At 32.9% G+C, this 23,659-nt stretch carries 23 protein-coding genes and 2 pseudogenes; 21 read left to right on the forward strand and 4 right to left on the reverse strand.

What is annotated here, in order from left to right; translation table 11 throughout:
- Positions 1-221 precede the first annotated feature (221 nt).
- Together LC076_RS13720 and LC076_RS13725 are read left to right on the forward strand one after the other, a co-directional pair.
- Positions 222-1,169: a processed acidic surface protein gene (locus LC076_RS13720; protein WP_226669672.1), complete on the forward strand. Its 948-nt coding sequence runs from the start codon at positions 222-224 to the stop codon at positions 1,167-1,169.
- A complete protein-coding gene (locus tag LC076_RS13725; protein ID WP_226669673.1) occupies positions 1,169-1,789 on the forward strand; it encodes a class D sortase in 621 nt (206 codons plus the stop codon). Before LC076_RS13720 ends, LC076_RS13725 begins: the two co-directional genes overlap by 1 nt.
- Before the next feature lie 325 nt (positions 1,790-2,114).
- Here the strand turns inward: LC076_RS13725 and LC076_RS24505 are convergent, their stop codons facing one another.
- The gene (locus LC076_RS24505) at positions 2,115-3,191 is read right to left on the reverse strand and encodes an acyltransferase family protein (protein WP_226669674.1); all 1,077 of its coding nucleotides are present in this window, start codon (positions 3,189-3,191) and stop codon (positions 2,115-2,117) included.
- A gap of 366 nt (positions 3,192-3,557) precedes the next feature.
- Between LC076_RS24505 and LC076_RS13735 the strand changes: the two genes are divergently transcribed.
- The 5 genes and pseudogenes from LC076_RS13735 to LC076_RS24385 all read left to right on the forward strand — a co-directional run.
- On the forward strand, positions 3,558-3,701 hold the full coding sequence (locus LC076_RS13735) for a hypothetical protein (RefSeq protein WP_226669675.1): 144 nt from the start codon (positions 3,558-3,560) through the stop codon (positions 3,699-3,701).
- 12 nt (positions 3,702-3,713) lie between these two features.
- Positions 3,714-3,881: pseudogene (locus tag LC076_RS24380) on the forward strand (GNAT family N-acetyltransferase); the annotation flags it as partial.
- Between the two features lie 387 nt (positions 3,882-4,268).
- The gene (locus LC076_RS13745) at positions 4,269-4,556 is read left to right on the forward strand and encodes a hypothetical protein (protein ID WP_226669676.1); all 288 of its coding nucleotides are present in this window, start codon (positions 4,269-4,271) and stop codon (positions 4,554-4,556) included.
- Positions 4,557-4,704: 148 nt separating this feature from the next.
- On the forward strand, positions 4,705-5,472 hold the full coding sequence (locus LC076_RS13750) for a DUF4230 domain-containing protein (RefSeq protein ID WP_226669677.1): 768 nt from the start codon (positions 4,705-4,707) through the stop codon (positions 5,470-5,472).
- 346 nt (positions 5,473-5,818) lie between these two features.
- Positions 5,819-5,965: pseudogene (locus LC076_RS24385) on the forward strand (RNA-guided endonuclease TnpB family protein); the annotation flags it as partial.
- Between the two features lie 156 nt (positions 5,966-6,121).
- Here the strand turns inward: LC076_RS24385 and LC076_RS13755 are convergent.
- Positions 6,122-6,610 (reverse strand): CBO0543 family protein, encoded by a 489-nt coding sequence (locus tag LC076_RS13755; protein WP_226669678.1) that lies wholly within the window; start codon positions 6,608-6,610, stop codon positions 6,122-6,124.
- A gap of 581 nt (positions 6,611-7,191) precedes the next feature.
- Between LC076_RS13755 and LC076_RS13760 the strand changes: the two genes are divergently transcribed.
- From LC076_RS13760 to LC076_RS13775, 4 genes are all read left to right on the forward strand, one after another.
- Complete coding sequence (locus LC076_RS13760) at positions 7,192-7,881, forward strand: response regulator transcription factor (protein ID WP_226669679.1); 690 nt, start codon at positions 7,192-7,194, stop codon at positions 7,879-7,881.
- A gap of 1 nt (position 7,882) precedes the next feature.
- Complete coding sequence (locus LC076_RS13765; protein WP_226669680.1) at positions 7,883-8,887, forward strand: sensor histidine kinase; 1,005 nt, start codon at positions 7,883-7,885, stop codon at positions 8,885-8,887.
- 126 nt (positions 8,888-9,013) lie between these two features.
- Entirely contained in the window at positions 9,014-9,697 is a 684-nt protein-coding gene (locus LC076_RS13770) for an ABC transporter ATP-binding protein (protein WP_226669681.1), read from the forward strand.
- Positions 9,694-12,285 carry an ABC transporter permease gene (locus LC076_RS13775; protein WP_226669682.1) on the forward strand — a complete coding sequence of 864 codons (2,592 nt, stop codon included), beginning with the start codon at positions 9,694-9,696 and terminating at the stop codon, positions 12,283-12,285. The genes LC076_RS13770 and LC076_RS13775 overlap by 4 nt, the downstream gene beginning before the upstream one ends.
- A gap of 69 nt (positions 12,286-12,354) precedes the next feature.
- Here LC076_RS13775 and LC076_RS13780 read toward each other — a convergent pair whose 3' ends face one another.
- Positions 12,355-12,702, reverse strand: a complete 348-nt coding sequence (locus tag LC076_RS13780; RefSeq protein WP_226669683.1) for a hypothetical protein — start codon at positions 12,700-12,702, stop codon at positions 12,355-12,357.
- An 818-nt stretch (positions 12,703-13,520) separates the two neighbouring features.
- Here LC076_RS13780 and LC076_RS13785 point away from each other — a divergent pair.
- The 5 genes from LC076_RS13785 (at position 13,521) to LC076_RS13805 (ending at position 17,489) form a co-directional block, all read left to right on the forward strand.
- Positions 13,521-13,814: a hypothetical protein gene (locus LC076_RS13785; protein ID WP_226669849.1), complete on the forward strand. Its 294-nt coding sequence runs from the start codon at positions 13,521-13,523 to the stop codon at positions 13,812-13,814.
- A 111-nt stretch (positions 13,815-13,925) separates the two neighbouring features.
- A complete protein-coding gene (locus tag LC076_RS13790; protein ID WP_226669684.1) occupies positions 13,926-15,077 on the forward strand; it encodes a DUF1835 domain-containing protein in 1,152 nt (383 codons plus the stop codon).
- Positions 15,078-15,398: 321 nt separating this feature from the next.
- A complete protein-coding gene (locus LC076_RS13795) occupies positions 15,399-15,917 on the forward strand; it encodes a sigma-70 family RNA polymerase sigma factor (RefSeq protein ID WP_226669850.1) in 519 nt (172 codons plus the stop codon).
- Positions 15,910-16,989 (forward strand): DUF4179 domain-containing protein, encoded by a 1,080-nt coding sequence (locus tag LC076_RS13800; RefSeq protein ID WP_226669685.1) that lies wholly within the window; start codon positions 15,910-15,912, stop codon positions 16,987-16,989. The genes LC076_RS13795 and LC076_RS13800 overlap by 8 nt, the downstream gene beginning before the upstream one ends.
- A 413-nt stretch (positions 16,990-17,402) precedes the next feature.
- A complete protein-coding gene (locus LC076_RS13805; RefSeq protein ID WP_226669851.1) occupies positions 17,403-17,489 on the forward strand; it encodes a putative holin-like toxin in 87 nt (28 codons plus the stop codon).
- Positions 17,490-17,965: 476 nt separating this feature from the next.
- Here the strand turns inward: LC076_RS13805 and LC076_RS13810 are convergent, their stop codons facing one another.
- The gene (locus LC076_RS13810) at positions 17,966-18,361 is read right to left on the reverse strand and encodes a DUF3888 domain-containing protein (RefSeq protein ID WP_226669686.1); all 396 of its coding nucleotides are present in this window, start codon (positions 18,359-18,361) and stop codon (positions 17,966-17,968) included.
- 261 nt (positions 18,362-18,622) lie between these two features.
- Between LC076_RS13810 and LC076_RS13815 the strand changes: the two genes are divergently transcribed.
- The 5 genes from LC076_RS13815 to LC076_RS13835 all read left to right on the forward strand — a co-directional run bounded on the left by LC076_RS13815 (position 18,623) and on the right by LC076_RS13835 (position 23,655).
- Positions 18,623-18,793 carry a hypothetical protein gene (locus tag LC076_RS13815; RefSeq protein WP_226669687.1) on the forward strand — a complete coding sequence of 57 codons (171 nt, stop codon included), beginning with the start codon at positions 18,623-18,625 and terminating at the stop codon, positions 18,791-18,793.
- Between the two features lie 407 nt (positions 18,794-19,200).
- The gene (locus LC076_RS13820; protein ID WP_226669688.1) at positions 19,201-19,788 is read left to right on the forward strand and encodes a hypothetical protein; all 588 of its coding nucleotides are present in this window, start codon (positions 19,201-19,203) and stop codon (positions 19,786-19,788) included.
- A gap of 271 nt (positions 19,789-20,059) precedes the next feature.
- Positions 20,060-20,647 (forward strand): hypothetical protein, encoded by a 588-nt coding sequence (locus LC076_RS13825; RefSeq protein ID WP_226669689.1) that lies wholly within the window; start codon positions 20,060-20,062, stop codon positions 20,645-20,647.
- A gap of 274 nt (positions 20,648-20,921) precedes the next feature.
- Positions 20,922-21,503, forward strand: a complete 582-nt coding sequence (locus tag LC076_RS13830; RefSeq protein WP_226669690.1) for a hypothetical protein — start codon at positions 20,922-20,924, stop codon at positions 21,501-21,503.
- 10 nt (positions 21,504-21,513) lie between these two features.
- A complete protein-coding gene (locus LC076_RS13835; protein WP_226669691.1) occupies positions 21,514-23,655 on the forward strand; it encodes a DUF6792 domain-containing protein in 2,142 nt (713 codons plus the stop codon).
- The last annotated feature ends 4 nt before the right edge of the window (positions 23,656-23,659 follow it).

Below are 23,659 nucleotides of genomic sequence, written 5' to 3' on the forward strand. Positions count from 1 at the left end.
ACAATAAAGTAGAATCAGAATCTAATGAAACTGAAACGAATGAAAAAGAGGAGCCCAGATCTTGATGCAGAACTTTCTGAAAAAGTAAACGGAAAATAATAATCTAGTAATTTTCTTTAAAAATAATCCAGAGCTAATTGAATCAAAGTCGCTGTTATTTTTAAAAGTGAATAAATAACCTTTCATGATTTAATGAAAATAGAAACCAAAGGAGGCTAAACATGAAAAAGAAAGTAATACCATTTGCAGTTGTATCAACATTAGTTTTTGCCCCACTATCTGCGGGTGCAGTGGAATATAAAGAGGTAAAAGAGCAATACCCGGCGGTGACATCCTGGACAGAGGTGGACTGGAATAACTATCTAGAAGAAAATTACGGATCTCAGTTAGATGATTATGATAACATGAATGAACTGAAAGCAGACATCGGAGAACCAATAGATATTAATCAGCTGGCTGACGGAAATCTTGATCAAAATATATTGGACATCATTGAAAGATACAATATGGATACAAATCAGCTGGTAGCTTTCTTAGAAGAATATGACAACAGGGATAATATACACTTTGTAGGCGATTTGGTGAAATCATTGGATGAAGAATGGACCGTTAACGAAAATGATTCAACCAATAATGATGGAGATGTTGCTTCGGAAAACAATAACGAAGACAATGCTTCCGATAACTCTAATGCCAATGGAGCAAACGAACCCGCTGAAACAGAAACACTGGACGAGGCGCTGTTAGAGGAAACGTACTTAGTACCACTTGGTTGGACGGTTGATGAATTCAACCAGTATTTAGTTGATAATTATGACACAGACTTGAATGATTACACTTTATTTGAAGACCTGGTATCTCAGGTAGGTCCGCTAATTACCGACGAAAATGAACGTGAGTTAATAGAAAAATACGGCTTGACTCCTGTAGAGTACGAAGTATTACTGGCAGAATACGGAGAACGTCCAGATGATTATTACTTCCTATATGACTTGAGAGAATCGCTTGATTACTATAATAGTGATCAGCCGGAAGAAGCAGCAACCGAAAAGGGCGGTGACATGCCAGATACGGCTACAAATTCACTTACCAATGCATTACTAGGAGTAGGACTATTCATGCTTGGAGGCATTACCTTAAGAGCCCGTAAATACTTTGGTGATCGGTAATGGATAAAGGGAAAAATAATGGTAAGCGGGAATGGATTATTCCCGCTATTGCCTTTTTCCTCATCATTTCTGGCGTATATTTGGCAAGCACCCACGCATATAGCTGGGCAAAAGGAGTCATGGCTGTCGAGAATGGTAATGACGGTGTTAGTATCAGGAAAATGGAACAAGAAATGGATAAAAATGAAAAAAGCACAAATACCGATAAACCAGATAAAGGAGAAAAGATCGGGGAAATATCCATCCCAAAGGTCGACATATCTGTTCCGATATACGAAGGTACAAGTGAAGAAGAGCTTGAAAAAGGTGCTGGACATTATTCCAACAGCGTTATGCCTGGTGAAGACAATAACACAGTAATTTCAGGGCATAGGGACACTGTATTCAGAAAGCTTAAAGAAGTCGGAGAACATAATGTGATTAAGGTTGAAACTGCAAAAGGAGTATACACCTACCGAATAGAAAAGGTCAGGATTGTTGACGCAGAAGATAAAACCGTCATTGTCCCAAAGCCTGAGGCTACATTAACTTTGACGACCTGTTACCCATTTACTTACATTGGCGATGCACCAGAACGTTATGTTTTGGTTGGAAATTTGATAAATTCATCTGAAAAATAAGATGCTTTTAAGGGACCACATTTTAAAAACTTTCTAATCGCAATTACGCTTGGACGATCTTTGGTCCTTGGAAGGTGTTCTAAAAGGGCAGGACAAATGAGTGCATAAAGAAGAACCAACAGAAGACACGTCAGTTGACGGACAGATTCAGAATTTAATAACGATGAATATAAGCTTGAGGAAGAAGAGACTGCAAGTATTGAAGAGGAAAAGTTTTAGTCAGAAAATGAACTTGATCAAGACAACAAATAAAAACAGTTGCCCTTATTAGACGGCAACTGTTTTTATCATGTATTTTTATTTGGGCCGTAGCTATGTTTCCATACTATTCTTGCTTCCCTAACTGTTCCTTAAGCTTTTGATGTTTGCTATTTCTTGATTGATTGTCCTGATTAAAAAGACCTGATGCAATTTTCCCTTCAATTAGTGGCTTTGTTAGTTGGACTACATAATCGGAACTTAAAAAGAAAGTGAGCACTAGCCAGATAATAGGCACAATAATAAAATGAATTGGCTGGATAGTACTTGAAAGGTCTAAAGTATACATGATTTTTATGAACAAAATATGTAAAATATAAATATAAGCAGTTCGTCTACTCAGGTGGGTAAAAAAGGTCTTCCTCTTAGAAACCCAGGGAAAAAATGAAAAGATTCCTAGCAACATTACAAAATAGAAAACTATTCTAAACAAGGCCCCCTCAACATAAGAATCGGCAATTTCAATATATGGAGATCTACCTAGTAGATAGGAACGTGCTTGTGGTAAAGCAAAAAATGAAAGTATGAGACAGCTAAATCCAATGCTCGTTATTGAGATGATCTTTGCATACCCTCTTTTAAGCCAATTGAATGATTCCGCCCCTATATAGTGACCAATTAGGAAGAAAGGGAAGAACACGAATGTTCTTGAAATGCTTAAATAATGTCCAGCATGGTCAAGCGCCCCTATGCCAATACCTATTAGAAAGGAAATAAGGATGGGGTGTTTTAACTTTGTGAAGACTAGAAGGAGAATGTTCCAGGAAAACAAACTTAGCATGAACCACATGGCCAAGCTAGGATAAAATAGGGAAACATTCAAAGTCTCGTGTCCATATATTACATCATTCAATAGAGAATAAAAGCTTTGGAAAATTAAATAAGGAATGAATATACTTAATGTGATTTTTTGAAAGAACCCATCTTTATAGAAACGTTTTGAGAAATATCCTGTGATTAAAATGAGTGCGGGCATTCTAAATGAAGCCAAAAAATTATTTGCAAAGTAAATAGTATCACTGTTTGCTCTAGCTGGACTGACCAAATGTCCAAGTACCACCAGAGCAACGAGGATAAATCGGGCATTATCGAAAAATGGGTCCCTTTTATTTGTTTGTTCAGGAACTTGTTCCAGACATAACACCTCTATTATAGAAATCTATTGCTCTCTATGTTCACTACTTAAAAGCTAGTTACTATAACTAGTGGACATAACTATACATTAGCCTTACCAATGAGTCATTAAACATAGAATTCAAGTACTAATCTATATTACGTTAGTTAGCGCTTCTTCTATAGAAACTGGGATATTTTCCGGATAATTCTCAGTCTTTTTTATAATAGATAACATGTTGATTAAACAATAAGACTCTTCTTATTCAAGTAACGGGTAATTTTTTTCAACAAGTAGCAAGGCATTTTTCTTATTTGAATAACTGGAGCAGTATAGTGGAACAAATGCTGTTTTTATTTGCACAATAGTTCAAAACAATTAAGAAGAGGGATGGTTTTGACATTGTATCAAATAAAGAAATTAAATCTTGAAGATTATTATAAGTGCAGTAATATATGGGAAATGGAAAAGAAATTGAAAATGGCTAAAATGATATATGAGGAATTAGTAAGTGGTACTAGAATTACTTTTATTTATTGAGAGAACAACGAGTTTATAGGTGAAGGATCATTAGTTTTTCAAAACAATGATCCAGATTATACTATTCCAGATAAACGAATTTATCTATCTCGTATGATTGTTAAAGAAGAATATCGTAATCGTGGAATAGGTGGCGTTATTGTTGATTATTTAATTGATTATGCTAAACAACTCGGATAATAGGAAATAACGCTTGGTGTAGATATAGATAACATAAACGCAAGACACCTATATGAAAAAAAGGGGTTTACAACCGTATTATATCTTGGTGAAGATGATTATGGCGAATATATAAAACTTTTAAAAATATTAAGATAGATTTAATGAGTATTATGATGAATGTGTGAGAATTTATTTTTACAAACAGGGCATTTCTTCAAGAAGAATAAGCACCTTATTTACCAAAAATAAAGGAACAAGTTTGTTCAATAAGAAACACAAAAGGAAGAGCATTTACTGTAAAATAAGATTTGACATATAAGTGTCTAATACAAAAGTAATGTAAAAAATTGAGATGAAGCACATTCGTATTATTAGTGACAAAATAAAAAAATATGGAGGTTAGTAATGTTATTTTTGATATTTGGGGTTATTGCAATAGTAGCAACATGTATAAATCTATATATGTATAAAACAGGAAAGGATTATAAGCTTGCTATGGCAATAGGACTATCATTTACAGCATTAACACTTTGTGCAGAATACAGTCTTATATACAGGTGGATAGAAGTGGAAGATTGGTCAGCTTTAATGGATGTAGTACCTGGTATGGAAAAGGCATTATGGTTTTTGACAATTGTTTCGATCATACTAAATATAGCACCTATACTTTTAGAATTAAAACGAAAGAAATAATAATCACTTATTGTCTCATTATTTATATAATATGCAATTAATGTGTAAGTCTTTATGTATGATACTATCTAATTTATTACTCAAATAATAGATTAGTGGATTAGAAGGATAAGAAGCATTGTGATGATAAAAATGAAAGGTGAAAAAAATGGATAAAATTAGAGAAATGATAGAAGAAAAAGACGAAAAAATTGCACAGCTAGAAAGACAATTAAGAGAATTAAATGAAGCACAACAACAAAGTGCTGCGACTATTTCGGTAGGTCAAAACTCAAGATATTTATCTTCACCGCAAGGAATATCTAAATCTTTCTTGAATTTTGGTAGATTGAAGAATTTTTTAATTATTGCCATCGTTATTTTTTTAGCTCTAGTCATCGCTTTAGGAGGAACCCGGTTATTTGCGGACAGTACCTCCAAACAAGAGTCTGTCACGTTTGTTGAACGTGTACAAGAGCTAGCCACTTTGGCAACTGCTGAGGCTCATATGAAAGAGGTTCTACACCAAGAGGATAATAAGAAGTTCTTGAATATCAATTTACCAGGAACAAAGCGAGAAGTTTTATTAGTTGTACCTGCAACGGTTATTGCAGGTGTTGATTTGAAAGGGATTACTTCTAATGACATGGTTATTAATGAAGAAACAAAAGAAATAGATATTACTCTTCCTCATGCAGAGATTATCCAGGAACCATCAGTACAGATGGATAAAATACAAGCCTTGGACAAAAATGGGCTTTTCCGTGATGATGTGAAAATGGATGAGGGATTTGAGTTGGCCGCAGAAGCACAAGAGAAAATTCGTCAAGGAGCCATCTCTAGTGGTTTACTAGATTCTGCAGAGAAAAATGCAGAAAAAGTGTTAAAGGAATTTTTTAAGAATGATGGTTATACGGTAAATGTCACGTTTAACTAATAGGACAGGCCTTGCCTTTACTAGGGGCTATAGAGGTTTATCAAATTTCAGTTATTTTTGGACTCTTTGCTATTGTGTGGTTGCACTAGATTTCAACTAAAGGAAATACCCACCCATTCTTAGATTTTCATAGTGGTCAACAAGCTAAGAAGGTTTTTTTCCTAGCTTAACGGGCTATAGCTTCATCTCTAATCTATCATTCTAGCCAAGAGGACTCCTTCCTCAAAAATTCGTTAAAATTTTAGGTGGGAGGTGAATTGGCGGTTTTGAGTTTTCCTACTGGGATGGTTATAACAATTATGGTAATATACCCTTATGCGAACTAGCGTTTGGGTTTGAGAATCAAATGGTAAACTACAAAACAATGCACATTTGGGTCCAAAAAGGTCATCGCATGCATGGATATTTTCAAGAAATCTGTCTAAACGCAAAGAACATGCACAACACGACCAACTTTTATATCCGGCAGATTTTTACCGGTTTAACTCAAGAGTATTTAGGACATAGATCAACAGAAACGACACTTAGATATGCAAAGATTACTCATGAGCGAAAGCGAGAGCAGCATAAAAAAAGTATTTGATTAGATACTGATAACCAGAAATTCCTAATATCTTTTGATTCATATTGTTTAATAAAGAATCTCTAATTAAGACATATCATAATCATTATTGAAAATACGTCTTATCACAGACATTGTAAATCTAACTAATAAAAATGAAAATGAGAGAGAATAAAATGTAGTTTTCCAATTCCATCCATTTTTATATTTAACAAGTCGTGTATTTTTTTCTAACCATAACTCAGTAATAGTCATCGGTATGCTGAAGTACAGAACTTTTAAAAGGCATTGAATGATGCGAGAATCCTTAGTTAATTGATTATAAAAGACACATATAATTGGAAATAGTATGTAATCAAATAACAAGCTTGTCTTAACTTGTTTTAGTAATCGAGTGGGGTATTGAACAAACCCTCTTTTTACAACAAGTTGATCGACCAATGATGCATAATAACTTTTAATAAAGAAAACAAGGAGCCAGTCCTTTGCAAGTGGTTTTTTAATAATGTACACAAAAGAACTAATACCAAAGAAATATAGTGATTTGATAAGGTTTTTTTCAAATTTTTTACCCAATGTTTTGCACCTCCATAAAGATAGGTTATCTCTGATGCAGTAGTTTATACTAAGGACAATTCAAAATTAAATAACTAAACAGTGAATAAACAAGGCTCAATTTTGATATAAAGACTTGTTGCACCTACGTTTTTAAATATAAAGCTTCATTAGATTACTCCACTTATTGCTTTTTAAAGATGGATACTATAAGAATTACGATTTTATCAAGAATAATACAATTAAGAGAGGGTCCAAAGAATAACATTTTTGTAAGTACTTACAGCTTGACAAAGAAAAAATTGGAATTCGCATAAACGATAGAAAGACGGAAAATACCATATTTTTTACTGCACAGTACTAGGATACTGTGCAGTAAAACGATGTCTGTTTGTACTGACTTTGTGAAAAAAATGTACCTAAAAGTAACGAAAGCCAGTGTTCTACAGGAACAGTCGCTTTTTCACTATCGAAGTAGACTTTATATTTTTTGCCAATAGCTAATAATGAATCTCCCAAACACTATTTCATTCTTTTCAATTATTAAACTCTGATACTATAATGGAAAGAGACTGAAAAAAACCAATAATAAGGTGCTATAGATGAAAATATTACTTGTCGAAGATGATAAGACGATTGCAATGGGACTTGACTATTCATTAAAGCAGGAAGAGTATGAAACGATTGTTTGCTACAATGTGGAAGAAGCAAAGAAGGTTATCAACCTGCAATTAAATGAATTAGATTTATGTTTGTTCGATTTGTCTTTACCAGATGGAAGTGGCTATGAACTATGTGAGTTGGTGAAGAAAACTTCAGATAAACCTGTTATTTTTTTAACGGCTTTGGATGATGAAGTGAATGTGGTGATGGGGCTTGATATGGGAGCGGATGATTATATTACGAAGCCGTTTCGTGTTCGTGAGCTACTTTCGAGAATCAAGTCTGTGCTACGCCGTTATCATAAACAACCAACTACACAAGTGAAAAATATCATTGAAATCCAAAATATTCGTATCAATACATTAGAAGGTAAAGTGTACAAAAATGGCGAGGAAATGCTACTCACTGCGTTAGAGTATCGGCTTTTATTGATTTTTGCTAATCATGTAGGACAAATCCTTACAAGAACACAATTGTTAGATCGAATATGGGATGTAGCAGGTGATTTTGTGAATGATAATACATTGACAGTTTACATAAAAAGATTACGTGAAAAGCTAGAGGACGATCCTCAAAGTCCATCATTAATTAAAACTGTACGTGGCATGGGCTATAAGGTTGGTGAGTAGATTGTTTCGAAACAAAGAAATCCAGGTTTTTCTTCTGAGTTTACTAGTCATTACATTTTTAGCAGCAATGTCTTCTTTTTTCTTTCTTTCAAGGGAAGCCACGGTTGTTGTTTTATTAACATCATTTATACTCATTTGTAGTTTTCTCATTTTCACAAAATGGAGATACCAAGAAATCGAGAAGTTGTCGAGCTATTTACGTCGAATTTCAAACGGTGATTATAGCTTAGATCTCAGGGATAATTATGAAGGTGAACTTAGTATTTTAAAAAGTGATATCTACAAGGTGACATTAATGCTATCAGAGCATCACTCTTTATTACAAGAAGATAAAGTAAAGCTAACGAATGCCATTTCAGATATTTCTCATCAATTGAAAACACCATTAACTTCGATGATGGTGATGGCTGATCTTTTAGGCGACGTGCAGCTTGATGAAATGAAACGACAGGAATTTACGAACAATATTCGAGTACAGTTAGAACGAATTGATTGGCTCGTCACTTCTTTATTAAAGCTCTCAAAAATTGACGCTGGAACGGTCGCTTTTAAAAAAGATCATGTTTATGTTTGCGAATTAATAGAGCGTGCGATTCAACCTGTGTTAGTTCCTATGGATATTAAGCAGCAGGTTCTTAAAGTGAGTGGGAAAAATGAAGTATCTTTTATTGGTGATTTTAACTGGACAGCTGAAGCGATTATAAATATATTGAAAAACTGTGTAGAGCATACAAAAGATGGTGGCACGATCTCTATTTCGTTTTCAGAAAATGCGTTATTTACCGAATTGATCGTTTCAGATAATGGCGAAGGAATATCAAAGGAAGATCTACCTTATATATTTAAACGGTTCTACAAAGGAAAAAATGCAGGTGAAGATAGTGTCGGAATTGGACTAGCAATGGCTTATGGTATGATCAAAAGTCAGCAAGGTGATATTGAAGTGAAGAGTATACATGGAGAAGGAACTGAGTTTATCATTAAGTTTTATAAACAAGTAATTTAGTAGGAGGACGATCTGCTTCCATACTATCTATCTTAATGTGACTAAAATGTCACTTAGCTAGTCACTTTAATGTCATTTTAGGCAGATATACTAACTGTAGAATGAAAAACATGGAGGAATATATCGATGAATATTTTACAAATTGAAAATCTGTCTAAAGTTTATGGCAAAGGTGAAACAGCAGTCAAAGCACTTGATGATGTATCTTTTTCTGTGAAAAAAGGAGAATTTGTGGCGATTATTGGTCCATCAGGTTCTGGGAAATCAACTCTACTTCATCTTCTTGGAGGTGTAGATCGACCATCAAGTGGTAAGGTATTAATCAATAATACAGATATTTACAAGCTAAATGAAACACAACTAGCAATTTTCAGAAGAAGACAAATCGGTCTGATTTATCAGTTCTACAATTTAATTCCGATTTTAACAGTGGAAGAGAATATTACCCTGCCCATGCTGCTTGATGAGCACAAGGTAGATCCTGAGCAATTGAAAAACATTATAAACACGCTAGGTTTAGAAAAACGGTTAAATCATTTACCAAATCAGCTTTCAGGTGGTCAGCAACAGCGGGTTTCAATCGGACGTGCTTTAATCAGTAATCCTGCTATTATGTTAGCAGATGAACCAACTGGAAATTTAGATAGTAAAAACAGTGAAGAAATACTTGAACTTCTAAAAATGTTTAATAAAACATTTAACCACACATTAATTGTGATTACTCATGATGAACGGATTGCCCTTCAAGCTGATCGCGTGATTTCGATTGAAGACGGAAGGATTGCCATGGATGAGGTGATTCGTTCATGAACATAATCAACAAATTAACAATACGGCATCTTAAGGAAAATAAACGACGAACACTTGTCACCATTATTGGTGTTATTATATCTGTTGCGATGATCACAGCCGTTGCAACTCTTGGTGTATCTTTTTTAAACTTAATGATTCGCGAAGATATCGCACAAAATGGTGAATGGCATGTTAAATATAAAAACGTGAATGCTGAGCAAATCGAAGCAATTGAAAGTAATAAAGAAACCGAAAAATTCATGTTAAGTAGAGACTTGGGTTATGCAAATTTACCGAATTCTAAAAATTTAAGAAAGCCTTATTTATTTGTAAAAGAATATAACACAACAGCATTTGAACAATTTCACATTGAGGTATCAGAAGGACGTTTACCGAAAGCTGAAAACGAAGTTGTCATTTCTGATGAAATTGAAAATAATGCAGGTGTAAAGTATAAAATTGGTGATCAACTTACACTTGATATAGGGAACCGTATTGGTAACGGCGGAGAATCGAGACTTGATCAAACGGATGGGTTGATTAAGAATGAGGATGGAGTAGCGGAAGAACTTAAAATAACATCAACAAAAACCTTTACAATTGTTGGTACAATAAAACGTCCAACATGGGAGAATTCGTGGGCACCTGGCTACACAATTATAAGTTATATTGATAAAAGCTTAGTAAGCAATACTGAAAAAGCAAATGCAATTGTTATGTTAAAGAAAGTGAAGGGTTCAATTTTTGAATCGACAAAAGAATTTGCTGAAAAACAAAACATAGAATCAATTGGGTATAATACCGAATTACTTCGTTACTATGGAGTAACGAAAAACGATAATTTACGAGTGACATTATTCTCACTTTTAGGAATTATTATGATTGTTATAATTGTAGGCTCAGTTGCGTTAATTTATAATGCCTTTGCGATTAGTGTGTCAGAACGTTCAAGACATTTAGGGATGCTTGCGAGTGTTGGTGCTACTAAAAAACAAAAGCGAAATTCTGTGTTTTTTGAAGGTGTAATTATTGGTGCTATAAGTATACCTATTGGTTTGGTTTCAGGGATTGGTGGGATAGCTGTTACCTTTTCCTTTATTAACTCTTATCTACAGGGAGCACTAAATATAGATGAAAAATTACAGGTAATTGTCACACCTGGTTCGATTATGGTTGCATGTGTTGTTTCCGTGATCACTATTTTTATCTCAACTTTTTATCCAGCAAAAAAGGCTTCAAAGGTGTCAGCCATTGATGCTCTTCGTCAAACACAGGATATAAAATTAACAGGTAAAGCAGTGAAAACGTCAAGATTTGTACGCAAATTATTCGGTATCGAAGCGGAAATAGGTCTAAAAAACTTAAAAAGAAACAAGCGAAGATATCAAGCAACCGTTTTTTCTTTGGTTATTAGCATTGTCCTCTTTTTGGCTGTATCATTTTTCACAGAAAATATTAAGAAATCACTGGAGCTTTCTCAAGGCGATAGTACCTCTGATATCCAAGTCTATGGATCTGAAAAAGGTTTAAAGGAGCTAGAACCTCTTACAAAAGTTGATTATGTAACAAAATCGGTCATGGTTAATGAAGTACTTGTCAATGCATTGATTGATTTAGATATGGCTTCAAACGAAATCCTTGAACTAGTGAAAGAGGATGATTCAGCTCTTATTGATGGGAAATATCCTTATTTTACAACAATATATGGAATGGATAAAGATAGTTTTCGAGAATACGCAACTAGTATTGGCGCAGATAGTGAGAGATTAGAACAATCTAAACAAAACAGTGCAATTATTATTGAAAAAATAAAATATGAAGACGCTGAATCTGGTAAATTTATTGAAACAAAAACAATTAATGCAGATATCGGTCAAAAACTAGATTTATATGCGATAAATTATGAAGACACGGAAGATCGTGAGTTCTTATATAGTATTGAGATTGCTGCATTAACGAATCATGCTCCAATGGGAGTGCAGTCAGCTAGTTTAGGTGGAATGATTATCATTGTCCCACAAGAAACTTTAGATAGACTTGTTGGTTCAAATACACAAACACAAAGTCTAATGCAACCCATTTTGTTTATGAATTCCTCTGATCCGTTGGGAACTCAAAAAATATTGGATGAAATGAATTTATCTAATGTGAATGTGTTTAATATACATGAAAGAAGACAAGAACAAGAACAAATGGTCCTTTTGTTATCAGTCTTCACATACGGATTTATTACGTTGATATCGTTAATTTCAATAGCCAATATCTTCAATACCATTTCAACAAGCATTTCGCTACGTAAACGTGAGTTTGCAATGCTTCGTTCAGTAGGTATGACACCAAAAGGCTTTAATAAAATGATTAATTACGAAAGCATCTTTTATGGAATAAAGTCATTAACCTATGGACTTCCAATTAGCTTTATGATCATGTATTTCATGTATTTAGGATTAAAACAAACCTTTGCATACGGCTTTGTTGTGCCATGGCTGAGTGTAGCTTTCTCAATCGTGATCATATTCATTATCGTTGGAACCGCGATGTTTTACTCTATTCAAAAAATTAAGAAAGAAAATATTATTGATGGATTGAAGCAAGAGAGTGTTTGATCGTTAACAGGAATATAGACAGAGTACCTATCTCCAAAATTTTTTGGGGTAGGTACTTTTTTGGACAATTTAAAGAAAATCATTCATCTTCAACTTGTTATAATACTCGTTCGCAAATTGTAATTGATTAATTAAAAGAGGTAAAGCCTCTTTTTCCCAAAACAATGTGCTAATCACACCACTTGACATCCCTCCATGGGAATATTTTTCTACCGACAAAGTTTCAATTTTCGTGCTAAATTCATGATTTGTCACTTCTTGAAAATGTTTTTTTAAAAGTTGTATAAATTGTGATGTTGAGCAGGGTAATGGAATCCTAGCAAAAGTGGTTTGAAGTTCGTTCCATAAATATGGATCACCTCTAAGTCCCCACTTATTAGGCTTTCGCTCAAAAATTATTGATACTGATGTATTCATCATTTAACTCCTAACTTTTACAACAATTAAATCCTCTTTTTAGAATTCCTCAATAGCTCATAGTAATAGAGTTTTATGATATTCGCCATAGCCATATCCAAACAGTTTCGTATTAGAAGCAACATAGCAAAACAATTAACAGTCTTATGTAATTTTTTTCGTATAAAGGATTTAATCATATACTAGTTGTATGGTTAAATATTGTATTATAAAAACACTGGATATTTATGTTAAAATTGAAGAGAAATGCTATTTATTTTAATTCAATCTTAATAATAAGATCAATCCATTAATTTAAAATAGTATATATATATGAATGTTTATCGTTTCTTCAACTAAGGGGTGAAGATAATGTTGTTTAAGTTGTTTTTTCTCGTATTTCTTGTTGGAATCATATATTTGTTGATAAGAGATTATAGGGTCATAAAAAATGAATTTAAAAATGATCCTAAATCCATGTTACTGGAACTTTTATTCATATCAGGTCTATTTATCTTTATTGCAGGTTTGTTCATTAATGACTATATAATTTCTAATGTAGCTGCAATTTTTTTACTTTTACTCTCTTTAAAGAATTTGGTGAATCTTTGGAAAACGAACAAACTTAAAGTGATTTATTGTATGGTCATGTTCACTTTATTTTTTTCTGTACAAATCCTTTTAGATTAACAGGTTGCAATTAATGTAATAAGTGTTAATAAATTTTTCACTTGAACAGACGTGTGAGAACGTACAATAAGAAGATTTGCTTTTTCACTGACTGTTTAGGCTAGTATAATTAGCCATTTAATTTCAAGAGGGGAGAAGACAAATTGGGTATGAATCAATTATATATGTCTTTAAATAAAGCTGGTTTCATGTATAAGGAAGAAAGTAATCAGGAAACTATAGATTTCATTCTTCTTGAAACTTACGAAAATGGAACAACACATTCGGTGGATGTGAATACATTTGAAAAGCTTTTTGAAGATATAGTAGAGAATCCAAGCTATAAAGCCTTATCTGGACTTCATACGTTTAAGCTGGAAGATGTGGAATACACTATGACCTCAGAGGAAATGGGTTATCAAAAGTATTTCGACAAATGGAGAGAGCTAGGATTGTTAAATTAACAGAAGTGTTGATCAACAATAGTAAAGAGTTTTTTGACTAATGATAATTGTTAGACGAAATAAGTAAAAAAATTTGCTGAATAACAATTATAGATGTCAAATTAAAAGGAGTTGTACGACATTAGAACTAAAGTTAATAATCCATTTATCTATTTCTTTATGGAACCTAATGTAGTTCTCGTTTATAAAATGGAAACGCAGGAATACTTAACCGTATCTGATATGACTGAAAGTGAAGCGTGGCAAACATATGAATTAAATGATCTGGATGAATTTGATATGTTTAACCATGATGAAAACCAACCACTTGAAGGGAAAGGATATTTTATTAACCAAGAATATCTGATCAAGATCGTTAGAGAAATTAATGAATATATACAAAAAAACCGCAAATTACTTACAAATGCTTCATCTTCAAATGAGACAGATTACATTTCAAGTGCTATACATATCGTTTCTTCAGATTCAGCAGCAGGTTCTTTACGAGTAGGAATTGAAAGACCTAAGATTGTGATTGGTTTACCAGACTCACTTTCAATAGGCCCATTGTGGAAGTTGGATGAAGAATTAGGACAAACATATCGTAATCAATGGTTATATGAACATATCAATGATGAACAAGATGAATTTGAGTATGAGAATAAATTTATCAATACATTACGTGAAATAACAGATCTTCCTCATCAAATTCCTATCTACATATGGTATGGCGAGAATATAGATGAACAAATTGGAATGCGGTTTCTACTCTATCTATTACGTAACAAAACAAATGATATTTTTCTGATGAACACCACTGCACTTTATGAAAAGTATGTAATCTCTAACGTTAATTGTCATGAGATAACTCATACAAGCCAAATCGAACCGGATGATATAAGACGCCTATTTGAAAAACACCAAGACAAGCACCCTTTATCTGAACAAGAACGAATTCGGTATAAAAACGAATGGAAATCCTTATCACATACAAAGGATGTCTTACATATATGGATGAACCAAGAAATAATTGGAGTCAATAAAAATTACTATGATCCACTTATTATTCAAACTATTGCAAAGCTGCATAATAAAGAGGGGGAAAAAGACTTTATCAAGGTAGGTATGGTGATTGGGGAGGTCTTATCAAACAGTAACAGTTTGATAAATCCTTACTATTTAGAGTATAGAATACGTCATTTAATATATAATGGGATGCTTGAGTTAAAGGGAATTCCTAAATCAATGAGACATTATCGTGTTAAATTACGCGAAAAGTATTAATTTAATAAAAAAATGATTTTAAAATTTATCAACCTATTGTAATTAAGCCAAATGTATGACTTCCTAGGTTCTAGAAAAAATGAATACAAGAGATCTAGTAACAGTATTAAGAACATAAGGAATTTTTTGAAAGTAACCTAACTTAAAGATTCAGAAGCTTGTTTCATTATAAAGCAAGCTTCTTTTTTATTTTACTCCGTTATACAAATTCACGCTTAACCCTATTTGCAAGTTTAAAATTTTTTTATGAATAGTTAAGCCAAATCACAATTTAATTTGTCTAATAGATATACGAAATAAAAGGAAAGAGGCTAAAATGTGATGATAAAGTTAGTTCACAAGGCCCAAAAGGGTAATGATAAAGCATTTTTAAAGCTTTTTCAGCAGTATGAAGAAGATATTTATCGAATGGCCTATGTTTATGTAAAGAATGAAAGCGATGCATTGGATGTTGTTCAGGAAGTGGCCTACAGATCGTTTAAAAAAATCAACACCTTAAAAAATCCAGAGTATGTTAAAACATGGTTAATTAGAATTGCGATCACTTGTTCATTGGACCTCATTCGAAAGAATAAAAAAGTCGTTCATTTAAAACAAGAGTATCGAGACATGTTTGGATCAGAAGAAGAAGATATCCCTCTATCGATTACATTAAAAGACTTACTAGATCAGTTGAATGAGCATGAAAGAAGTATTGTTATGCTTAAGTACTATCAAGGATATTCATTTTCCGAAATAGCAGAGCTTGTTGACATGCCACTAGGTTCGGTGAAATCGGTGCTATATCGTGCGCTTGCTAAACTTCGAAATGAATTCAAGGAGGCTGACTTTTATGAGTAATATCAAGAGTGAGATAGAGAAAATCAACATTCCGAGAGAGTTACATGAACGATCAAGGCTCGGTGTAAAAAAAGCAAAGCAAGAGAAAATAAGTAATAAAACCAGCATCATAAAACGATCACTAACTGCAGCAGCTTGCATCATAGCAATAGTAGGACTTTCTTTTTCCCCTGTAGGAGCGGCTGTAAAAGAGGCGTATGATAAAATTTTTGAAAGTGAAAAAATCGATGATCCTGGTTTAAAAGCTGTTCTAAAAGATGGACATGGTCAAGCTCTTTCTCAAACATACTTTGATGAAAAAAATGATATTACTGTTCATTTTGAAAATGTTATAACAGATAGCTCAGAAACAAAGCTTTTAGTTACCTTTGAAAGTGAAACAACAAATTTAAAAAACTACGCGATTGACCTTTTCGAAGGTGACAGTAAAATGTATGTCGTTACAGCAAATGGTGAAAGAAAAGAACTAGATAATATCGGATGGGGAAGCAGACACTATGATAAAAAAGAAAACAAAGTGAGTACAGCGTTATCGGTTGATTCGATAAAGGAATACGAAAACCAAGAGATTTCTTTAGAAATTGAAAACATCACCATTTGGAGTGATACCGGAAAAGATAAGTTAGAAACCGTTTGGCCAGTGTCTTTTACACTTGATAAATCTTATATTTCAAATATGGAAACAGTAGTGTTAAATAAAGAATTTTCGTACGATAACGAAACATACAAAATTGAGCAGGTCGAGTATTCAGAACTAGAAACAAGATTAGTTATTTCTGGTAGTGACATGATCTATATTGATGAATTTGGTGAAAAGTTTCAAACGAAGAGTAAACTCGAACTTCAATTTTTAAATGCAAGAAAAATTAATCCAGGCTCTGGGTATACGGTTGCGGAAGGAAAATCAGGAGTGTTCTTACGTGAATCAAGTAAAAAAATCGATCCAAACTTTAGTAAGGGAGAAGTAGACAGCGAGCTTGGAAAATTTCTCATGATCTTTGCACCAGTGAAGGATCGTTCAAATGTGGTGCTTGAAATTGGAGAAGAGTTGAAAATTCCATTAACGAAATAGGAGAAAAATAACCTATTATATCTCTATACAAGCGCTGGTCCTAGGACTAGCGCTTGTTTCTGTTCGTTAAAGGAAAGTCTGCTTTGCTACCGATTTTTTAATTGTCGGTCTATTTAAGAAAGATATATTAGATTTAAATCGTCCATTGGTAGGTTCATCCAATCAGCGATATCATTTTTTAACATCTGTTTATAAACATTTGGAAGACAAACCAATCACTATACAAAACAAACTTGAAGTTCGAATTTCAAAAGATGGAGTAGTTTCCTTCATAATGTTTTTTCTTAGCATCGAAAATTGCATAGAGAAACTTAATAGAACAAGAGTTCTATTTTAGTGATATAATAGAATGGCACTAGTTAGGTAAACTCAAGGGTGGTCAGCGTTACCCCGTAAGGAAGGGGGTGATGCTTATGTTGACAATTTTTCAAACACTAATGCTTATGATCGCATTTGCAAGTTTGGTGTTGTCAATTATATCTTTTAGAGACAAAAAATAACCCACCCTTGAGCCTACCAGCGAAATAGGGTGAGTTATTTACCAACAGCGCTGATCCCCTTGATGGGAACCTAGCTATTGTATGACTGTTTGGTGTTCGAGCACCGAACAGTCTTTTTTTAGTTTATGTTTTCTATACTTTATTATAACCAAAGTTTCAATGGCTGAAAAGCATTGAAACTTCAAAGTTTAAAGATCTCTAACTATTATAAAATAAACATGATAAAAGTAAGCGAGTAGAAAAGATAGATACTAGATAGAAATACTTGCTTAGGACAGCAAAATTTAGATGAATCACTTAAAGAGTGTATGATTTAGTAAAGCCTTAATCGGAAGAGAATTGGTGCAAAATGAATATATAAGCTGCGAAAAAAATGATATAGGTCATTCTACTGTTTATACTTGGATTTGTTTATTCTTCCATAATTGAATGAGCGTTATTGTAGTTGAATAAATAACGAAGAAAAAACATCCTTTTTACATAGGATGCCTGCATATATTTATTTCGGTTGGCTTTAACCTTTTGCTTATAAAATCAATTGGATACCACTCTAATGTCTTTTCATTACTAAAAGTAATAGTAACTAAATCATATGGGGGATTATGAGCACCTTCAAAAGTCCTTGCCTGGACGGTGACATTAAATAGGTAATTGCCTTGTCTCAGCTTATTAATTTGAATTATTTTAGCACAATCTATTTGTTTGATGTCGCCATATTGCTTTTTCAATTCCTGTTGAATTGAGGGATAAAGCAAAGTGAAAATAAGGTCATCACGTAACTGTATTTCATTTTTGGTTTCGGTTTCGGCTTTAACGGGTGAGTAAGAGAAAAGGGTTAAGCAGGCAATCAATATTAAAAGACTTTTTCTCATAATAATCCTCCATTTCGGGTTTGTCTTATAATTAACAAATAAAGAAATTTTTATTAAGCTTAGGTTGCGATTCTTCAATAAAAGTAGTGCTTCAGGCTAACGAAGCAATTTTGTGGAAAAAGAAAATAATGTCGTAACTCAAAAAAAGGTTCTTTTTTAACTGTAAATGCACTGGTTGATTTTAATGAGTATTTTGTAAATTAATTCCATAAGCATGTTATAATAATAATGTATAAAAACCTTATTGAAGGAGGTATTATTATGATTTGGTTATATTTTTTACTTCCTGTTGTTATTATTGGTGGTATTGCTGTTTATTTTGAAAAGAAATCTGGAATGACCCAACCTGATGAGAATAAACAAGCTGATAATTTAGGAGAAGTTTTAAAACAGAATCAAATTAACATTAATGGAACTACTGGAACAGATTAAAATGAATTAGATGGTAAAAATTCGATTCAACAGTTGAAATAGACTTTTATTATTTAATACGTTGGTGGAACTTCTGATTAGGATTTGAGGACAGAACAAATGATTGTGTTAAATTATTCAATACGTATAAGACCATGGATTTGATTTATTTAAATCGGTCATCTTCAATTCATCATCTTAATCATCATTCTTTCTCTAGTAAAAAGGATACACCCCTAATACTTAATAACTATATCCACCATAGTAAATTACTCCTCTCTTTATAGAAAACCAAATTTCACGTTGGAACAGACTGGAAATATATGATAATAATGGAGTGTTAAAGGAAATCGAAAGGGGTCACACGAATGCGTTCATGGTTAATTTATGCCCTTGTATGTACTCTGATCTTTACAGGAGGATGTAGTATGAAAAAAGAAGTGGATCGGGAGGAATTACCAAATACAGCCGCGTTTCAGGATGAGTTTACTCGTAGTTTGTTAGATTCACCTGAGGAAGTGGAAGATGGATATTATTTATATAAATCAGAAACAGGTGGATATTCTATGCTTTGGCCTAAAAATGCGGTAACAGATGGCCCGCCATTTTATCAAAAAACAAAAGATAGTTTTGAAAAGATTATTTTCTATGACAGAAAAGAAGAGGAGAATTATAGATACTCTTTTAGTACAACATATTCAACTTACGGTGAAAGTATAATTGATTCCAGTCTTGGCATCTTGAGTGAATCAGTTGGTTATGATGGAGAATATGAAAAAATAGAAACAGAAAAAACTCGTATATACTATGCGAAGTCTGAAGAACCATTAGAACATTCAACCGCCTATCTTTATTTTGGTTATATTCTATCGAAAGAAAGTCAGAAAGGTTTAGAATATGTATATTCAGCCCAATGTATTGATAAGTCAAAGACTAATTGTGATATTAATATTAAAAAAGAAGAGGAAAAAGCATTACATTATATGAAAACAGTAAAATTCAATAAAGATGAATAGAGGTAAAATAATGAGCAACTACGGAATACTTCAAATTTAAATGAAGAATAATATTATCCTTCTTGTAAAAAGGACACACCTCTAATACTTAATAACTATATCCAACATTGTAAATAACTCCCCTCTTTATAGAAAACTAAATTTCACGTTGTAATCAACTGAATATATAAGAATAATGGAGTGTTAAAGGAAATTGAAAGGGGTCACACGAATGCGTTTATGGTTAATTTATGCCCTTATATGTACTCTGATCTTTACAGGAGGATGTAGTATGAAAAAAGAAGTGGATCAGAAGGAATTACCAATCACAGCTGCGTTTCAGGATGACTTTACTAAGAGCTTATTAGATTCGTCTCAGGAAGTGGAAGAAGGCTATTATTTATTCAACTCAAAAACAGGTGGATATTCTATGCTTTGGCCTAAAAATGCGGTAACAGATGGCCCACCGTTTTATCAAAAAACAAAAGATAGTTTTGAAAAAATTATTTTTTATGAAAGAAATGAAGATGAGAATTATAGATACTCTTTTAGTACAACATATTCTACTTATGGTGAAAGTGTAATTGATTCCAGTCTTGGAAATTTAAGTGATTCGGTTGGTTACGATGGAGAATATGAAAAAATAGAAACAGAAAAAACTCGTATATACTATGCGAAATCTGAAGATTCTTTTGAAGGTTCAACAACTCATTTCTTCTTTGGTTATATTACTTCGAAAGAAACTCAGAAAGGATTAGAATATGTATTTTCGGCAGAATGTATAGATAGCTCTTCGTCTAATTGTAATATTGATATTAATAAAGAAGAAAAGAAGGCTTTACATTATATGAAAACAGTAAAATTCAATAAAGATGAATAGAGGTAAAATAATGAGCAACTACGGAATACTTCAATTCTTAAAGCAAGAATAATATTATCCTTCTAGTAAAAAGGACACACCTCTAATACTTAATAACTATATCCACCATAGTAAATAACTCCTCTCTTTATAAAAAACCAAATATCAAGTTGTAATCGAATGGAAATATATGATAATAATGGAGTGTTAAAGGAAATCGAAAGGGGTCACACGAATGCGTTCATGGTTTATTTATGCCCTTATATGTACTCTGATCTTTACAGGAGGATGTAGTATGAAAAAAGAAGTGGATTCAAAAGAATTACCAAATACAGCTGCGTTTCAGGATGATTTTACTCGTAGTTTGTTAGATTCACCTGAGGAAGTGGAAGAAGGCTATTATGTATTTAAATCAAAAACAGGTGGATATTCTATGCTTTGGCCTAAAAATGCTGTAACAGATGGCCCACCGTTTTATCAAAAAACAAAAGATAGTTTTGAAAAAATTCAATTTTATGATAGAAGTGAAAAAGAAAATTATGATTTCTCATTTAGCACAACTTATTCAACATATGGAGAAAGTAGTATCGAATCTAGTCTAAATATATTAAGTAGTGGAGTAGGTTACTTTGGGGAATACAAAGAAATAGAAACAGAAAAAACTCGTATTTTTTATGCGAAAAAAGAATTGCCTTTAAAACTCTCAACTGCTTACTTCTATTTTGGTTATATTGTATCGAAAGGAAATCAGAAAGGATTAGAATATATCTATATTGCCCAATGTATAGATGAATCTAATTGTGAAATAGAAGTTGAAAAGGAAGAAAAGAAGGCTTTACATTATATGAAATCAGTAACATTCAATAAAGATGAATAGAGGTACCAAAATGTGTAATAAAGAACTACTAAATACTGATGTTCTCAGAGCAAGAATTATGGATCTTGAGTATGAAAATCTTTCAGAAAGGGAAATTGAAGGTGAAATAAGACGTATTTATTTTGAGGAATCTGGAAAGAAGTTACCTACTGATATTTCTGTATATCGTTCTGATGACATCCTCGAAGAACGAAGGGAAACTAAAATAGATAGTGGTTTCGATGGAACAGTTATTCATTTCCAAAGTGAAGACCAAAAAATCAATCAGGCAATTACAATAACTAGGGGAAGTGAGTTAGGAGAAAAGGACACTTGGAGACCAATTGATTGGACTTATAATTTAATTGGAATATATGTTGGTGGAACGGATAATCAATACCAAGATGCAAAAAGGTTCGATGATGAAGTAAGTAGTATGATTCAAGAAAAAAATGATAAATTGCCTTTAGTTAAATATGGATATGGTCATTCTCTAGGTGGCAATAATATAACAATTTTGCAAATGATGCCAGACTATGAAGGTAATTTAAGATTTAAAAATGTTTACGCTATAAATGATGCAGCTCCTACGGCATATCAACTTGCAGTAATTGATAGTGAGTTTAAAGTATTGGTTAAGAGTGAGTTCCAATTAAAGACAGACCAAGACATCTACAAAATCCCACCAGACGAACTCAAAACCTTCACCGAAGAATACTACAAAAATAAAATCGATGAAACAACAATACACCATCTTACTTCTGAAGAAGATATGCTGTACGGAGCTAGTAGTGTCAGAGGGTTCCTTGAAATAGGTGGCCGTGATGGCTTTCTTGACACAGATCCTCGTTATGCAGGCATTCGCGAGTTAGTGGATAAAATCCCTGATCAAGATTTGCGTACAATACAAATGTTTCTTTCGAATTTTTCTACAGCCTATAATGAAGATGGATTTGATGGTTTTATGAAAAATTTTACTGGTTTTAATCCGGCTGTTCTTGATTCGGCTCTTTCAAAATGGGATGAGTTTTCTGAAACCGTTAAAAGTATTGAAGAATCGGTTGATGGCTTTGAGAAACCATTTGCAGAATTGAAGGATGCTGATTCAATTTGGTCTTTTGCAAAGGAAACAATATCACTTCCATTTGATTTATTTGGCGCGAACTTGAATTTTCAAAAAGAGCTGGTGACAGGTTATTCTCAGACTATCGCAAACTTAACAGTACTAATAGTTGAAGCAGTTCCAACAATTATAGCAATGGCTAATAAAATACCGGAGCTTATTAAAGCTGTGAAAGTTTTATATAAAAACCTTGATCCGATACTCCAAGCTTTAGTTGATGTTGATTTTATAAGTCAGGTTGAAAAAGATAAGATCATTTCTAATATAAAAGAAATTGAAACAAGTTTAGTAGAAATCCAAACAACTATTGATAAATTAGTAGATCCATCACTAAATCTATCTCTTTCACTAACTTTAAATACAATGAATCCAGAAGAACAAATTAAGGGAATTGCCGAGTTCATAGCTGCCTTTCAAACAATCAAGAATGAGGTAAGTGATATAAAAGAAGCATATGAAGGGTTAAAGGCTATAGATACTAGTTTTATTGAAAATTTCAGTGTAAGTGCGCATGCACATGGACTTGATGCTGTGATCAACGCACTTGCAAAGGATAAAAATATTAGCTATGTTCACAATGATATGTACATGTCACCTGTTGGCAAGGGAGAAATAAAAGTAAATATATCCTCATCAGTTCGTATTTATCAAAAAGGTCTAGCAATTTCTCAGGAAAAAGAAAGCAATGTGAATAGATTGAAAGCTTTGTTTGACAGTGACTATGTTGATGATTACCAGGACAGAAAGAATAAAATCATGTCAAAGATTCATACTATGGAATCGAATCCAACTCAATATTCTTATCTTTTATCACAATCACTATGGTATCCAGTTGGTGGGTATTATAAACTGACGAATATCAATGTGAATGAACACCTTCCACCATTGCCAGCATCATACCACCAATCGTTCTCACAAATGATTCAGACCATACAAAGTGAAATTGAAAAAGAGAAATGGCTTGTGAAAAAAATTAGAGATTCAATTGAAGATTTATTTTCAGAAGAGGAAAAAATTTCAAATATGTTTGATTATCACTATGGGAGGTGACTAA

Origin of the sequence: Metabacillus litoralis (assembly GCF_020524045.1) — a bacterium.
GTDB lineage: Bacteria > Bacillota > Bacilli > Bacillales > Bacillaceae > Metabacillus > Metabacillus litoralis_C.